Below are 14959 nucleotides of genomic sequence, written 5' to 3' on the forward strand. Positions count from 1 at the left end.
TTCCACGACAACACCCCGTCCCACACTCAGTGGGGCGGGGTGTTGTGTTGTGGCGCAGACGTTTCGATAGTGCGCACCCATTTTTCCGACCGCGCGACCCTCCTCGGGCGCAAACATGGGCGCTCAGTCGGTAGCAGGGGTGTGAGGTTGTCGTGGAACCGCGCTCGAATCAGCCGGGTAGACTCATCGCCGGGCATCGGGTGAGGCGGTTGTATTCGTCCAGGGTGGTCAGTGGGGGACGGTCGACGAGAGACAACGGTGCCACGCTCATCGAGAGCTGAGTTCCGGTGGTGGAGAACGTGGTGAACCCGGCTCCGGAATCGCTCAGGCCCAGGCGCGAGAACATCGTGGCGATGATCTGCCGACTCATGACAGCCAACTCCGACGTCGGCCGATTTCGATGCCGTCGGGTTCCCAGTCCGACCTGGCCGATCGCGCCGATACCCAACCGGTCGCACGTATCGAGCAGTACACCGATCTCGACTCCGTAGCCGGGGGCGAACGGAAGTGCTTCCAGGAGGCGACGAGTCGCGGCGTATTCCCCGCCCAACGGTTGGAAGACGCCGGCGAGTTCGGGCCGAAGCGCCGTCAGTAGAGGACGTACCGTCAGCTGCGTGACGCGGCCGCCGCCGTCCTCGTCGGTGGTGTCACCGATCGTCAGCGGCCGACGGTAGAAGCCTTTGACCAACTCGACGTCGTCGGACATGACCAGTGGACCGACGAGGGAGGGAACGAAGTGCGAACCGGGATCGACCAGATCGGAGTCGACGAACACCACGAGGTCGCCCGAGGTGGCGGCCACTCCGCGCCACAGCGCTTCACCCTTGCCGCGAACCACGGGTGTGCCGGGTAGGGCGGCCTCCCTGGAGACGACGGTGGCACCGGCGCAGCGGGCCCGCGCCGCGGTGCGGTCGGTCGATCCCGAATCCAGCACCACCAGCTCGTCGATCAGGCTGCCCAGATGGGGAGTCATCGAGGCGATGACGCCGGCGACGGTCTCTTCCTCGTCGAGAGCGGGCAGCACGACCGAGACGGTCCGGCCACGTTTGGCCCGGATGATGTCTGCCAGTGGCCACGGTGAGCGGGCCCAGGTGGCAGCCAGAGCCGGAGTGCCCGCAACGTCGGTTCGGTTCATCGCTTTTCCTTCGTCATCGCTCGAGGAGTGCACGGCTCAGGACGGGCCGGTCGGCAGCCCCAACGACGGTGCGATCACCGACCACGAATCGTGGAGATCCTGTTGCCAGTAGGCCCAGGAATGGGTCCCGTTGGGTCGGAAGTTGTAGGTGGCCTCGATGTTCAACTCCTGCAACCGTTTCTGCATCTGTTGCGAGCACACATCGGTCGTCGCTTCGATCACTGCGCCGACGGCGAGTTGTTGGGCGAGCTTGCCGTAATCGCTGCCGATACCGGGGCCGCCCGGCACGTCGAACGCACCGGGCGCTCCCGTTCCGGACGAGATGTAGACGGCCATGCCGCGCAGCCCCTCGGCATTGACGTAGGGGTCGTTGGCAATCCAGTCGGCGCTGCCCTGTGGTCCCCACATGTTGGCGGTCGACCCACCGCCGCGGGCCTCGACGACGGACCTGACGTACATGGCACCCACCGGGTCGCTGGTGCGTGCGCATCCACTGAACGCGGCGACGGATCGATACACCGAGGGATGGGCGATGGCCAACTGCAGAACGGACGTGCCTGCCATCGATATACCGGCGACCGCATTGGCCCCGTTGCCGTCGAGCAGAGCATCCATCACCGGAGGAAGTTCGCGACCGAGGAAGGTGGACCACATGTTTCGGCCCAGTACCGGATCGTCGTTCAACCAGTCGGTGTAATAGCTCGCAGCGCCGCCCCGCGGAACCACCACATTGACGTTCTTGTCTCCGAAGAAGCCGGCGATGTCGGTCTGGTCGAACCAGCTGCTTCCCCCGTCACCGCCCGCCGCCCCGTTGAGTAGATAGAGCGTGGGTGAACCGGGCTGAGCCGACCGAAATACGTCGAGCTGGATATCGCGGTCCATGGCTGCCGAATGCACCCACACGATGTCTCGTCGGTCGGCGACTCCCTCGACGCCGACCACCGACGAGACGGTGTCGGCGGAAGCCGACCCCGTCGTGATCGATAGGAGAACGACGGCGGTAGCGAGCACACTCAGCGCCGACAAGGTCGCCTGACCGAGGCGAAATCGACTGGGCATCAACGGTTCCTGACATTGTGGGAGCCACGCACGACAAATCTCCGGCGAGCGCGATGTGCCTTTGGACGGTAATGCGGATCACTGGTGTCGACAACAATGTTGACGATCCTTCAGTTCTGACACAGATATCCCGCGAATCGTTGTCAATTTTCCAAAATGCTCGTCGACGGGGTTTCTCGGCCTCTGCCCGGGTGATGCACTGGCCCCTCCGACGCACCTCGCCGCGTCGAATCGCTCTGTCTCCTTCGAAAGGTTGTGTCGTGGTCGCATTCGGACTCATCGACGAGTGGAAGCCCGCTCCAGGACCGCTCACCACGTGGTCACCCACCGTCGCCTCACGAGCTGCTGCCGCGGCTGCGCCCGTTCACCCGGCACCGCCCTCGCACATCCAGCAGGCGTATCTCGAAGCCGCCTACCGCAACCGGGGATCGTCGTTCCGATTCTCCCGGCTGTGCCTGGTGACGTTCAAGATCGAAGGCACGCTGGACCGCACCGCGATGGGACGAGCATTCAACACGTTCGTCACCCGACACGATTCGTTCCGTAGCTGGTTCTCGACGACGGCCGAGGGTTCGACGCGCCACCTCGTCGACGTCGCCGACATCGCGCTCGAAGCGACCGATTTCGGAACGCCTGCGGACTCCGAGGCCATTCGGCGTCACGTGCAGGACAGCACGCCCGGTCCCGAGAGCTGGGACTGCTTCTCGTTCGGAACGATCGAACACGACGATCACTTCGTGGTGTACGCGGCGGTCGATCACCTCGACACCGACGGCATCTCGCAGGCCCTGACCTACTACGAACTGCGCCAGCTCTATCGCAACGCGGTGACGGGGGAGTCCGACGGCCTGTTCACCCCGGGCAGCTACCTCGAGTACTGCCAGCGCGAACGCCTCGAGAGCGACGCGACAACTCTCGAGAGCCCTGCGGTTCGGACCTGGATCGACTTGGTCACCGACAACGGGGGCGATCTGCCGACGTTCCCACTTCCGTTGGGACGCAGCAGCATCGACTACACGCGGACCTCGCACAGCTCGTTCCCGTTGTTCGACGGTGCCACCGCGCAGGCAGTCGACGAGGCGTGTGCAGCCGTGGGAGTCAAGTTCATCGGCGGAATCTTCGCCGCCGCAGCGCTGGCGGAGTACGAGCTCGCCGGCCGGGGCAGCTACCTCGGTCTGACGCCCAAGAGCACGCGGGCGACCCCGGGCGAATTCGCGTCGATCGGGTGGTATTCGAGCCTGATTCCGGTGCAATTCGACCTCGGTGAGCAGCCGACGTTCCGTACCCTCGCAGTGCTCGCACAGGCAGCATTCGACTCCGGAAAGTTGCTGGCGAACACCTCGTACCACCGGGTGCTCGAGCTGGCCTTGCCGGAACACGGAATCACGACGCAGCCGGGATGGACCGCGCCGATGATCTCGTACGTCGACGTTCGCAAGTTGCCGGGCGAAGCCGAATTGGATGCGGCGGGAGCGGGTCTGTACGGCAACCGCGGCAGTTCCGAGGAAGTCTTCATGTGGATCAACCGCTTCGAGGACCACACCGGCGTCGAGTTCCTGTACCCGGGCACCGACGAGGCCGATCGTTCGATCGACCTGTACTTCTCCAAGATCTCCGAAATCTACGCCGCCGTGGTCGACAAGGGCGACTACATCCCACAGCCACCCGAGGCTCACGTGTTGGCCCACGAGCTTCCGGACGTCAGCAGGGTATGACGCTCCCTCGCCGCGGGTCGTGGCTGACGCTGGGTGCCTGCCTGCTGGCCGTCACGATGCAGATGATCGACGTCACCGCCGTCACCGTGGCGTTGCCGACGATCGCGCGTGACCTCGACGCGTCGGGCACCCAGCAGGTCTGGATCCCGACGGCGTATCTGCTCGCCTTCGCCTGCGCGCTGCTCACGATGGCGCGCGCAGGTGAGGTGTTCGGGCGCAGAACGGTATTCGTCACCGGCACTGCGCTGTTCGCCGTGACATCGGTGCTCTGCGCCTACGCGCCCACGGTCGAACTGCTCGTCCTCGCTCGCGTGCTGCAGGGGCTCGCGGGAGCGGCGATGTCGGCGCAGACGGTGGCGATCGTGACAGCGGCCTACTCCGGCACGCGGCGCACCACCGCGTTCGCGCTGTACGGTGGCACCGCGGGGCTGGCCGGGCTCGCCGGGCCGTCCATCGGCGCAGCGCTGCTGCACCTCGACATCCTCGGAACCGGTTGGCGAGCACTGTTTCTGATCAACGTCCCGATCGCGGCGGCGGCGGTCGTTCTCGGCCGCAGGTTCGTGGCATCGGGTACCGAGCAGGTCCCGGCCGGACACGGCGGGCGGTTCGACCCGGTCGGTGCCGTCCTGTGGTCGATCGGGGCCCTGCTGATCGTCTGTCCCGTCATGATCAGCTCGAGTGTCGCCGCAGCGTTGCCCGCGGCTGCGCTCGGTCTGACGACGCTGGCCGGGTTCGCGATGTGGGAGCGTCGTCGACGTGCTGCAGGAGCACACGTCATGGTGAACATCGGCGTCTTCGGTGAGCGAGGATTCTCCGTGGGATGCGCAGTATCGGCTCTCGTGTACGGGACCTTCACCGGGTTCGTTCTGACGATGTCGGTGACACTGCAATCCGGATTGGGTGAGAGCGCGTCGACGGTCGGTGCGATCACTGTTCCCTTCGCGCTCGGGGCAGTGCTCGCTTCCGTGAGCGCGCCGATCTCGTTCCACCACTGGGATTCTCGCGTCGTTGCGGCCGGCGCGGCTGCCATGGGACTGGCTCTGCTCGTTCTCGGCGTCACCACCGAATATCTGGACCGTGCCGGCTTTCCCTGGTGGGCGGTCGCGCCGCTCGGGGTACTCGGCGCGGGTCTCGGGTCGGTGATCGCGCCGTTGCAGAGCACCATCGTCGCGGGGGTGGCCCCGCATGCCATCGGCTCGGCATCGGGAATTCTGCCGACCGTCCAACAAGTGGGATCGGCTGTGGGAACCGCGGTGTCCGGGGCCCTGTACTTCGGTCTGCTTCCTGCGGAGCCGGTTGCCGCGGACTATCTGGCGTCTCAGCGGACGGTGTTGTTCGGGCTGGCCGCGACCATGGTGGTGGCCACCGCATTCGCGGCCGCGCTGCCCCGCGGCGTCGTCGAACGCAGCTCGTCGATGGTCTCCCAGGGTGTGCCGTGAATATTCGTAAGTGATTGTTCCGCAACAGTATCCGACAATGTCTCACCCGGACCAGGAGTTCGGGCCGATCGAAATCGAGAAGAGTTACACCATGTTTCGCACCCTCGTGACCTCGACACTCGTCGTCGGGTTGATGTCGCTGTTGTTCGTATCTGCTCCCCATGCGTCGGCTGCGCCCGGTGATCCGGCCCCGGTACCCGGCACGTTGTATGCGGCGGCTGCGGACCTGAACGGGAAGAACAACGGCGATGTCGTTGCCAGTCGGCGGTTTTCGAGCCCCCTGTATCCCGGTGCCGACATCTGGCAGCTCCAGTACCGGTCGTCCGATTCCCGAGGCGACGCCATCGCCGCAGTGACAACCGTTCTGGCACCGACGAACCGCGCACCCAGTGGGCCTCTACTGTCGTATCAGCCGTTCGTCAACGCGCTCGGGTTGCAGTGCGCACCGTCGGAGTCCCTGTTCGGTGCCGACCCGACGACCGGTGTGCAGGAACGCGAATTCCTCAACCTCGCGCTGATGCGTGGATGGACCGTGACGGTACCGGACCACCTCGGGCCGAAAAGTGCGTACGGCGCAGCCAAGTTGGGCGGACAGATCACGCTCGACGGCGTCCGCGCCGCACAGCGCGTGCCGGAACTCGGTTTGGCAGCGAGCCCGGTAGGCATGGCCGGTTACTCCGGCGGCGGTATGGCGACGGCGTGGGCCGCGGCGCTCGCTCCCAGCTATGCACCCGAGCTGAACATCGTGGGTGCCGCAGCCGGAGGTGTGCCTGCGGATCTGGACAACATCGCTCGCGCCTTGGGTTTTCAGCCCCATCAGGCATTCGGTCTCGCGTTCGCGGCCGCCCTCGGACTCGAACGTGAATACCCGGATCGCCTGCCGATCACCGCGCAGCTCAATCCCACCGGTCTGGCGTTGAAGGATCAGGTGTCGAATGCGTGCACGCCGGTGATCCTTGCGACCGGAGCCTTCAAGAGCGCGCTGGCGGTCTCGACCACTACGTCGTTGGTGGACAGCCCCGAGGCGCAGCAGATCATCGACGAGAACAGTCTGGTCAAGTACGCGGGTGTGCCGACGGCACCCACACTGCTGTGGGGAAGCGACAACGATCCGCTCATTCCGATCGGTGCGTTGCGTGACACTGCTGCTCGGTACTGCGCGAGTGGTGCCACACTGCAGTTCGACGTCGTGCACGCACCGCAGCACATCCAGGCTGCGTTCGAGGGCCTTCCCGCGGCACTGACATTCCTGGACAACAGGTTCCGGGGTGTCGCGCCGCCGACGAACTGCCTCCGATGAGACGACTGGCAACCGTCGTCGCTGCTGTGACGACGGCACTGGTCGCGGCTTCCGCGCCCGGATATGCAGCGGATCTTCCGGTCCTGGCACCGCAGACGCTCGGCGACTTCTCGGTGCAGACTCGGTACTTCGACGTCGTAGTGGGGCCGGAACACGACCAGCACTGCACCGTCGTCGGAGATGTGTACGTTCCTGTCGGGCTGGGACCGGACCACCGAGCTCCAGCCATTCTGACCAGCAACGGTTTCGGCGGATCCAAGGACGACCAGGCCGGTGCCGCTGCCAGATTCGCCACTCACGGCTACGTGGTTCTGACGTACTCGGCTCTGGGTTTCGGCGGCTCGACATGCAAGATCTACTTCGCCGATCCCGATTACGACGGCATGGCCGCATCGGCTCTGATCGGCTATCTCGCCGGTGCGAGCGGCGGGGTGTTCACCGATCCCGCACGGACGGTGGCCGCCCCCGCACTGGATGTCGTTCGCCTCGACGCACCGGGTGACCCGCGCGTCGGCTACCTCGGCGGTTCCTACGCCGGCGCAACGGGATTGGCGACGGCATCGGTCGATCCACGATTGGACACCGTCGCGTCGATGATCACCTGGAACGATCTGGCGCGGTCGTTGGCACCGGACGGGGCCGGCCGCAGATCCGTCGGGCCGGTCAAGAGCGTGTTCGGTTCGGCATTTCTGGCCGCCGGTGCCGTTCTGACCGGACCGGGCGGATACGCCGTGGATCCGGCACGGGCACAGGGGTGCCCGAACTACGCCCAGTGGGTGTGCGACGCCGCGTCCGCCTTCACGGCCAATCGCGAACCCGACCTGGGAACTCTGGCGGCGATGCGTCATGTCTCGCCCGTCGACTATCTCGATCGAGTCGATGTGCCGGTGTTGCTCACGCAGGGGCAGAAGGATTCGCTGTTCAGTCTCGACGAGGCCGCAGCTACATTCGAGGCCCTGCGGGCGCGGGGAGTGGAAACGTCCATGGTCTGGCACTCGTGGGGACACAACGATCGCAAGGGTTATCCGGGTGAGTTCGACATCAAGGCCCCCGACCCGTTCACTCAGCACGAAGCGGCACTGGTGGGCAATTGGCTCGACCGACACCTCAAGGATCGTGACGTCGACCCAGGACCGGCTTTCACCTACTTCCGGGACTGGGTGCCCTATACCGGTGTCGCGTCGCCGGCCTACGTCGAATCCGAGACATTTCCCGTCGGTGCTCGCCGCACGTTCCGTTTGTCGAATGGATCACTGGCGGAGGGGGATTCGTCGAACGAAGTGTGGACGCAGACGATTCGGGGTGCAGGTGCGCCGATACCCACCACGTTCGGACTGCCGAATCTCGCGGCCGAGTTGCCCGTGCCGCGGGTCTCGCTACCCGGCTCTGCCGCGAACTGGACGACGCCGCCACTGACCGAACCCATCGACGTCGTCGGCGCACCGGAACTGTCCATCGGTCCCACGGTGTCCGGTCCCGCGACCGTCTTCGTCACCGTGCTCGACGTAGCACCCGACGGTGCGCGGAGCCCGATTCACGGACTTCTCGCACCCGCCGTACTCACCGGATCCGGTGAACCGGTGACCATCTCGCTGCCCAGCATCGTCCATCGATTCGACCGCGGTCACCGCGTCGCCGTCGAGATCACCGCGTCGGATCCGTCCTTCGCAGGTGGGCCGGGCCCAGCGGACGTCACCGTGTCCTCGACGGATCCGATCAACCAGTTCTCTCTTCCCGTAGTCCCGTGATCTTCGATTTTGCTCACCCGAAAGGCTCGCTGTGATCCGAAAATTCTTTACCCTGGGGTCCATCCTGGTGGCACTCTGCGCGTCCCTGTTCGCAGTGGGAACAACAGCTTCGGCGGCTCCCGCGCCGACGGCCCCGGATCCGGACGTCTTCTACGCGGCACCGGCCGACATCGCCGATCACGCGCCGGGTGACATCCTGGCCAGCCGACGGGCCGACGCCTGGATGTACCCCAACACCGACATCTGGCAACTCAAGTATCGGTCCACCAACTCCGCAGGTGCACCCGTCGCCGCGGTGACGACCGTGCTGATGCCGCGAGGCAAGGGCGCGGGAACCCCACTGGTGTCCTATCAAGCCGTCATCAATGCCCTGGGCGTCAAATGTGCACCATCGCATGGTCTTTTCACGTACGAGATCGGTGAAGCGCCGAGCCTGTACGTCGGTATGGTCGCCCGCGGTTGGGCGGTTGCGGTGCCGGATTACCTCGGCCCGACCGGAGCCTACGGAGCCGCGGAGTACGAAGGTCGTTTGACGCTCGACGGTGTGCGGGCCGTGCAGAACTTCGAGCAGTTGCCGCTGAAGGACAGTCCCGTTGCTTTGCTGGGTTACTCGGGAGGTGCACTGGCGACCTCGTGGGCCGGTGCCATGGCACCCACCTACGCGCCGGAGCTGAACATCGTGGCCAGCGTGCACGGTGGAACCCCGGCCGACCTGGGATTGATCGCACAGAACCTGGGTTACAGCGCGATTCCCCACCCCGCCTTCGGAATGGCACTCGCGGCATCACTCGGACTCGAACGTGAATACCCGACGGAATTCCCCGTCTCGGAGAACCTGAATGCAGCGGGCCTGGCCCTGCGAGATCGCGTGAGCAACGAATGCAGGCGCCCCATCATCATCGGCGGAGCGTTCAAGAGCGCAAGAGATCTGTCGAACGTCGACATCGCGTCCCTGCCCTCTGCGCAGGCGGTACTGAAGAAGAACAGTCTCGTCGACTACGACGGCGTCCCCACGGCCCCGGTGTACATCTGGCACGGCATCAACGACTTCATCACCCCCTACGCGCCGGTGAAGGAGACGGTCGACCGCTACTGTGCAGCCGGGGCAACCGTGCAGTTCCGGGCGTATCCACTCGCCGAGCACTTCAGCGGATCGATCGTCGGACTGCCCGAGGCCTACGCGTACGTGGACGCACGATTCCGAGGGGAGCCGGCACCGTCGAACTGCGGCTGATGTCCGCTCGGTGGTGACCTCACACAGCATTTGTCGACTGCGCGCCCTTGCTCTCGAGTGAGCGGGGGCGCGCAGTCGGTAGTAAGGGTGTGAGGTTGCCGGGGAACCGAGTCGGGGCTCGCCGCGTCCAACCAGTTGTGAGAGCAACAGGGCGCTGGGTGACGGGTGTGGTCGGACTGATGATGCTGGTCGCCGGATGTGGTGAGTCGACGCCGAGTGCACCGAATGCTGCGTTGCCGACGTCGACCAGCGTTGCGCCGATCGCCACCGAGCCCTGGGATCCATGCACCATCCCGGACAATGCCGTCGAGGCCGCGGGATTGGATGTGGGGAGCAAGACCACGAATTTGTTCGGAGACGCCCCGATATCCCTCGATTGGAAGATTTGCTCCTGGAGAGACCCCGACCCGGGTTCTTGGTATTTCCTCGGAGTGTTCTCGTCCGACCACGATCTCGCGTACTTGAAGACGAATGACCAGTTCGACGAGTTTGCCGTGGTCGATAGCTCCGGAGCTGTTCAGTTCCAGCGAACTGCGAACTACGACGAAGTCAGTTGCGGTCTCGCTTACGAAGTGGCTGGGGGGATTGTCTACTTCATTCTCGACGGGCGCGCCTCTCGCGAACCGCAGGGCGATCCCTGTGTCGAGATCGGGCGCGTTGGAGAAGCGCTTCGCTCATCGTTGCCGCCGTCGAGCCGATAGGGGGGCACAGTGGGGTCAGAGTCGAATGAACTCGGCGTCGCAATGCTGAGGTGGCAGGAGTTTGCTTCGAATGCTGAGTCGGGTCAGCTGCAAATTCCAGAGGGCGTCGCGTTTCAATGCGACAGAGTCTGCGCGGAGTACGTTTTGCACCTCGAAAAGATGTTGGAGAAGACGAAGTGGCTAGTCGATACCCGCGCGTTCGGCACCCTTCCGTCAGCTCAGATGTTGGGTGCGAAGTTCAAGCGACTGGCCGATGGTGAGGAACGGTCGGCGGCTGTTGCGATCAGGCAACACATCGAGGTCATCGAATTGATGCGCTCGGTGTTTCGGCGCTATTTCGTCGACACCGAAGAGGTTGATCAGAGCGTGGGCGCTCGGGTCGGCGAGATCGGGGCGGCGCTGGGGGATTAGTCCCGCAACCTCACACCCTTTCTCCGGACCTCGCACCCCCGCTATGCGCGGAACCCCGGCGCGCGGTCGTCACAAAGGGTGGGAGGTTCCGTGAATCGCCAACGCCATACCGTCGACCCTGCCCGAAATGTCCGTAAAGGCAACTACGGCAACGCAATCACGACAACATTCGCGAATCGGATGCCTTACTCTGCCTTCGTGAATCTTTCCACGGCCCGGCTGGTACAGATGCGTCCGCGCGATCCGAACGAACCGCATCGCGCGGCGAGTCCACTCGAATTGTTCTTCGACCTCGTGTTCGTCGTGGCCGTCAGTATCGCGGCGGTGCAACTCCATCACGCGCTCACCGAGAACCACGTCGCCGACGGTCTGCTCAGTTACGCCCTCGTGTTCTTCGCGATCTGGTGGGCGTGGATGAACTTCACGTGGTTCGCCACCTCCTTCGATACCGACGACTGGCTGTATCGAACGCTGACCGTCGTGCAGATGGCCGGTGTGCTGGTGCTCGCCGCCGGAGTCGAATCGGCGTTCGTGGACAAGGATTTTGCGGTCGTAGTGCTCGGCTACGTCGTGATGCGCGTGGCGATGGTGACGCAATGGGTTCGAGCGTCTCGGACCGGTGACTACAAGAAGACCGCACTGACATACGCGACAGGCATTGCGGGCGTTCAAGTTCTGTGGATTCTCTGGCTGGTGCTGTTCGACGGCACAGCCGCCGTCGTCTTGTTCTTCGTCCTGGCAGCGGCGGAAATGGCGGTTCCACTGATCGCCGAACGCAGCGGGTCGACGCCATGGCACCCGCATCACATCACCGAACGCTACGGGCTGTTCACGCTGATACTGCTCGGCGAGAGTCTGCTCGCATCGGCCAACGCCATCATCGAAGCGCTGCACGACGAGACGGCGCTGGCACCCTTGATCTCGATTTCCGTCCTCACCCTCGTCGTCACCGCGAGTCTGTGGTGGATCTACTTCTGGCCGCCGCATCACCGGGCCATCGGAAAGTTCGGCAACTCGCTGATCTACGGCTACACGCACTACTTCATCTTCGCCGCGGCGGGCGCGTTCTCGGCCGGCATCGAGGTCGAGATCGATGTGCTCACCGAACACAGCAAGCTCGGCGACGTCGCCGCGTCGTTCACCGTCACGGTGCCGATTGCGATATTCGTCCTCGGCGTCTGGCTGATCGCCATCCGCGCCCACGCGGATCGCGTCGTCAACATCGCAGTTCCGGTCGGTGCCGTGCTCGTGTTGTTCGACCCGATCATTCCCATCCCGATCACCCTCACCGCGGTCGTCATGATCGTCGTCGTCGGCGTGCTCGTCGCACGCGGGCCACGACCCCCAGCGTTAGGTCGTTCCGCAGGCTCCACTCCCCAGCGTCCCGCATGAGAAACTGACCACATGAGTATCGGAACCCTGATTCTGCTTCGTCACGGCGAGAGCGAATGGAACGCGTCCAACCAGTTCACCGGCTGGGTCGACGTGCGACTGACCGAGAAGGGCGAGGCCGAGGGTAAGCGCGCCGGCCAGCTCCTCGCCGAGGCGGGCGTCCTGCCCGACCTGCTGTACACCTCGCTGCTGCGCCGCGCGATCAGCACCGCGAACCTCGCGCTCGACGCGGCCGAGCGGCATTGGATCCCCGTCGTGCGCGATTGGCGTCTGAACGAGCGGCACTACGGCGCACTGCAGGGCTTGAACAAGGCCGAGACCAAGGACAAGTACGGCAACGAGCAGTTCATGCTGTGGCGTCGTAGCTACGACACCCCGCCACCCGCCATCGAGGTCGGCAGCGAATTCAGCCAGGATGCCGATCCCCGTTACGCCGACCTGGACAGCGTTCCGCTGACCGAATGCCTCGCCGACGTCGTCGAACGGCTCATCCCGTACTTCGAGGAGACGATCGTCGCCGATCTGAAGGCCGGCAAGAACGTGCTCGTCGCCGCACACGGCAACTCGCTGCGTGCACTCGTGAAGTACCTCGACGAGATCTCCGACGCGGACATCGCCGAACTGAACATCCCCACCGGCATCCCACTGCAGTACGACCTCACCGAGGTCGACGGCAAGCTGAAGCCGACCAATCCGGGTGGCACCTACCTGGATCCGGAAGCAGCGGCTGCGGGTGCGGCTGCCGTGGCAAACCAGGGCGGTAAGTAACTCCGCCACGCACAAACCGGCAGTTTGTCGAAACTGCAGGTGAACGAACGAAGAACACTGCCGACGAGGGCTATGACGACCAGGGAAATGCCTGCACCCTGCGTATGTGAGCCGTCCATCGAACGTACGATTCCGGTGTGAGTGTTGCATCGGCCGTACTACTGGCAATTGCCGCGGCCTTCGTGGGATACCTCGTCGGCGGTGTTCTGATCCCGTACCTCAACACTCGACACTCGGAGCGTCGCCGCGCCACCTCCGGATTGACGATGTCGCAGGTCCTGGACCTCATCGTGCTGGCGTCGGAGAGCGGTATCGCCGTCGTCGATCAATTTCACGACGTCGTGTTGTCGAATCCTCGGGCCGAGGAGCTCGGCCTGGTGCGTAACCGTTCCATCGACGAGCGGGCGTGGGCCGCGGCGACGAAAGTGCTGTCCGACGGCAATCCCGTCGAAGTCGATCTCAGTGCAAAGGCCCCCCGGCCCGGCCGCGACAAGATCGCCGTCCGGTGCGTCGCGAGACTTCTCAGCAAAGAGGACCGACGGTTCGTCGTTCTCTTCGCCGACGACGATTCCGAGCAGGTACGGATGGAGGCCACGCGTCGCGACTTCGTGGCCAACGTCAGTCACGAACTCAAGACACCGGTCGGTGCCATGAGCCTGCTGGCCGAGGCGCTGCTCGAATCCGCCGACGATCCCGACTCCGTCCGGCACTTCGGCGGCAAGGTCGTCGCCGAATCCAAGCGCCTGGGCAACATGGTGACCGAGCTGATCGCACTGTCGCGTCTGCAGGGGGCCGAGAAACTGCCCGACCTGGAAGTGGTGGACGTGGACACCGTCGTCAACGAGGCGATGGACCGGTCCAAACTCGCTGCCGAGAACGCGGGCATCTCCGTCACCACCGACCACCCGAGCGGGCTCGAAGTACTCGGCGACCAGGCGCTACTGGTGACGGCGCTCGCCAATCTCATCCAGAACGCGATCGCGTACTCCTCCGACGGTTCGCCCGTTTCGGTCAGTAGGGCATTGCGCGGCTCCAACGTCGCGTTCGCCGTCACCGACCGAGGAATCGGTATCGCCAAGGCGGACCAGGAACGCGTCTTCGAGAGATTCTTCCGCGTCGACAAAGCTCGGTCGCGGGCCACCGGCGGGACAGGCCTCGGCCTTGCCATCGCCAAACACGTCGCAGCCAACCACAACGGCAGCATCTCGCTGTGGAGCAAGCTGGGCACCGGATCCACCTTCACCCTCCAGATCCCCGCGTACTTCGAAGAAGAAGACGACGCCGCGGTTACAGAAAGAGAGAATCAGTGACCAACGTTCTGATCGTGGAAGACGAAGAGTCGTTGGCCGATCCACTGGCCTTCCTGCTCCGCAAAGAGGGGTTCGAGGCCACCGTCGTCGGCGACGGACCGTCGGCTCTGGCCGAATTCGATCGTGCCGGCGCGGACATCGTGCTGCTCGACCTGATGCTTCCCGGAATGAGCGGCACCGACGTGTGCAAGCAATTGCGTTCGCGCTCAGGCGTTCCCGTGATCATGGTGACCGCGCGTGACAGTGAGATCGACAAGGTCGTGGGGCTCGAACTCGGTGCCGACGACTACGTCACCAAGCCGTATTCGGCTCGTGAGCTGATCGCTCGTATCCGCGCCGTACTGCGCCGCGGCAGTGACGCCGAGGTCGACGGCGGCACCGACACCGGAGTGCTCGAAGCCGGGCCGGTGCGGATGGACGTCGAACGGCATGTGGTGATGGTCGGATCCGATCAGATCACGTTGCCGCTCAAGGAGTTCGACCTGCTCGAATACCTGCTGCGCAACTCCGGCCGGGTCTTGACCAGGGGCCAGTTGATCGACCGAGTGTGGGGTGCGGACTACGTGGGCGACACGAAGACTCTCGACGTGCACGTCAAACGACTGCGGTCGAAAATCGAGACCGACCCGGCCAAGCCGGAGCATCTCGTCACCGTGCGCGGTCTGGGCTACAAGCTCGAGGGGTAGAGCCTGCGCGCAGTGGTGTGGTTAAGCGCCCCCTGCGGCACTTAACCACACCACTGCCGGA

14 protein-coding genes are annotated in these 14959 nt (G+C 64.6%); 11 read left to right on the forward strand and 3 right to left on the reverse strand.

The features are described from left to right. Positions 1-169: 169 nt before the first annotated feature. Together ASH04_RS03350 and ASH04_RS03355 are read right to left on the reverse strand one after the other, a co-directional pair. Positions 170-1135 carry a glucosyl-3-phosphoglycerate synthase gene (locus ASH04_RS03350; RefSeq protein WP_057472727.1) on the reverse strand — a complete coding sequence of 322 codons (966 nt, stop codon included), beginning with the start codon at positions 1133-1135 and terminating at the stop codon, positions 170-172. Positions 1136-1171: 36 nt separating this feature from the next. Then, complete coding sequence (locus ASH04_RS03355; RefSeq protein WP_057472728.1) at positions 1172-2194, reverse strand: alpha/beta hydrolase; 1023 nt, start codon at positions 2192-2194, stop codon at positions 1172-1174. A gap of 260 nt (positions 2195-2454) precedes the next feature. Here ASH04_RS03355 and ASH04_RS03360 point away from each other — a divergent pair, with 260 nt between their 5' ends. The 5 genes from ASH04_RS03360 to ASH04_RS03380 all read left to right on the forward strand — a co-directional run bounded on the left by ASH04_RS03360 (position 2455) and on the right by ASH04_RS03380 (position 9630). Further along, positions 2455-3909: a condensation domain-containing protein gene (locus tag ASH04_RS03360; RefSeq protein WP_032390613.1), complete on the forward strand. Its 1455-nt coding sequence runs from the start codon at positions 2455-2457 to the stop codon at positions 3907-3909. Further along, entirely contained in the window at positions 3906-5348 is a 1443-nt protein-coding gene (locus ASH04_RS03365) for an MFS transporter (RefSeq protein WP_057472729.1), read from the forward strand. The genes ASH04_RS03360 and ASH04_RS03365 overlap by 4 nt, the downstream gene beginning before the upstream one ends. 91 nt (positions 5349-5439) lie before the next feature. Next, on the forward strand, positions 5440-6648 hold the full coding sequence (locus ASH04_RS03370) for a lipase family protein (protein WP_057472921.1): 1209 nt from the start codon (positions 5440-5442) through the stop codon (positions 6646-6648). Then, complete coding sequence (locus tag ASH04_RS03375) at positions 6645-8396, forward strand: CocE/NonD family hydrolase (RefSeq protein ID WP_057472730.1); 1752 nt, start codon at positions 6645-6647, stop codon at positions 8394-8396. The genes ASH04_RS03370 and ASH04_RS03375 overlap by 4 nt, the downstream gene beginning before the upstream one ends. A 34-nt stretch (positions 8397-8430) precedes the next feature. Next, a complete protein-coding gene (locus ASH04_RS03380; protein ID WP_371828524.1) occupies positions 8431-9630 on the forward strand; it encodes a lipase family protein in 1200 nt (399 codons plus the stop codon). 19 nt (positions 9631-9649) lie between these two features. On the opposite strand, the gene ASH04_RS27090 is transcribed toward ASH04_RS03380, so the two are convergent. Beyond that, the gene (locus tag ASH04_RS27090) at positions 9650-9967 is read right to left on the reverse strand and encodes a hypothetical protein (RefSeq protein WP_235579913.1); all 318 of its coding nucleotides are present in this window, start codon (positions 9965-9967) and stop codon (positions 9650-9652) included. Between ASH04_RS27090 and ASH04_RS27515 the strand changes: the two genes are divergently transcribed. The 6 genes from ASH04_RS27515 to ASH04_RS03410 all read left to right on the forward strand — a co-directional run bounded on the left by ASH04_RS27515 (position 9864) and on the right by ASH04_RS03410 (position 14898). After that, entirely contained in the window at positions 9864-10331 is a 468-nt protein-coding gene (locus tag ASH04_RS27515; protein ID WP_442971181.1) for a DUF3558 family protein, read from the forward strand. The two genes, ASH04_RS27090 and ASH04_RS27515, sit on opposite strands and share 104 nt — an antisense overlap. 42 nt (positions 10332-10373) lie before the next feature. Next, positions 10374-10742, forward strand: coding sequence for a hypothetical protein (locus ASH04_RS03390; protein WP_057472731.1), 369 nt, complete (start codon positions 10374-10376; stop codon positions 10740-10742). A gap of 228 nt (positions 10743-10970) precedes the next feature. Further along, on the forward strand, positions 10971-12134 hold the full coding sequence (locus tag ASH04_RS03395) for a low temperature requirement protein A (RefSeq protein ID WP_051365418.1): 1164 nt from the start codon (positions 10971-10973) through the stop codon (positions 12132-12134). A 12-nt stretch (positions 12135-12146) separates the two neighbouring features. Further along, the gene (locus ASH04_RS03400) at positions 12147-12902 is read left to right on the forward strand and encodes a phosphoglyceromutase (RefSeq protein WP_032365206.1); all 756 of its coding nucleotides are present in this window, start codon (positions 12147-12149) and stop codon (positions 12900-12902) included. 137 nt (positions 12903-13039) lie between these two features. Next, on the forward strand, positions 13040-14212 hold the full coding sequence (locus ASH04_RS03405; RefSeq protein ID WP_027498362.1) for a sensor histidine kinase: 1173 nt from the start codon (positions 13040-13042) through the stop codon (positions 14210-14212). After that, positions 14209-14898, forward strand: a complete 690-nt coding sequence (locus ASH04_RS03410) for a response regulator transcription factor (protein WP_027498361.1) — start codon at positions 14209-14211, stop codon at positions 14896-14898. The genes ASH04_RS03405 and ASH04_RS03410 overlap by 4 nt, the downstream gene beginning before the upstream one ends. Positions 14899-14959 lie beyond the last annotated feature (61 nt).

It is taken from the genome of Rhodococcus sp. Leaf233, from assembly GCF_001426165.1.
GTDB classification, from domain to species: Bacteria; Actinomycetota; Actinomycetes; order Mycobacteriales; family Mycobacteriaceae; genus Rhodococcoides; species Rhodococcoides fascians.

Bases quoted from the DNA above. Each gene is read 5' to 3' on its own strand.
- ASH04_RS03390 (WP_057472731.1), top strand. From the start codon at position 10,374: ATGCTGAGGTGGCAGGAGTTTGCTTCGAATGCTGAGTCGGGTCAGCTG.
- ASH04_RS03375 (WP_057472730.1), top strand. From the start codon at position 6,645: ATGAGACGACTGGCAACCGTCGTCGCTGCTGTGACGACGGCACTGGTC.
- ASH04_RS03365 (WP_057472729.1), top strand. From the start codon at position 3,906: ATGACGCTCCCTCGCCGCGGGTCGTGGCTGACGCTGGGTGCCTGCCTG.
- ASH04_RS03400 (WP_032365206.1), top strand. From the start codon at position 12,147: ATGAGTATCGGAACCCTGATTCTGCTTCGTCACGGCGAGAGCGAATGG.
- ASH04_RS03370 (WP_057472921.1), top strand. From the start codon at position 5,440: ATGTTTCGCACCCTCGTGACCTCGACACTCGTCGTCGGGTTGATGTCG.
- ASH04_RS03355 (WP_057472728.1), bottom strand. From the start codon at position 2,194: ATGCCCAGTCGATTTCGCCTCGGTCAGGCGACCTTGTCGGCGCTGAGT.
- ASH04_RS03350 (WP_057472727.1), bottom strand. From the start codon at position 1,135: ATGAACCGAACCGACGTTGCGGGCACTCCGGCTCTGGCTGCCACCTGG.
- ASH04_RS03395 (WP_051365418.1), top strand. From the start codon at position 10,971: ATGCGTCCGCGCGATCCGAACGAACCGCATCGCGCGGCGAGTCCACTC.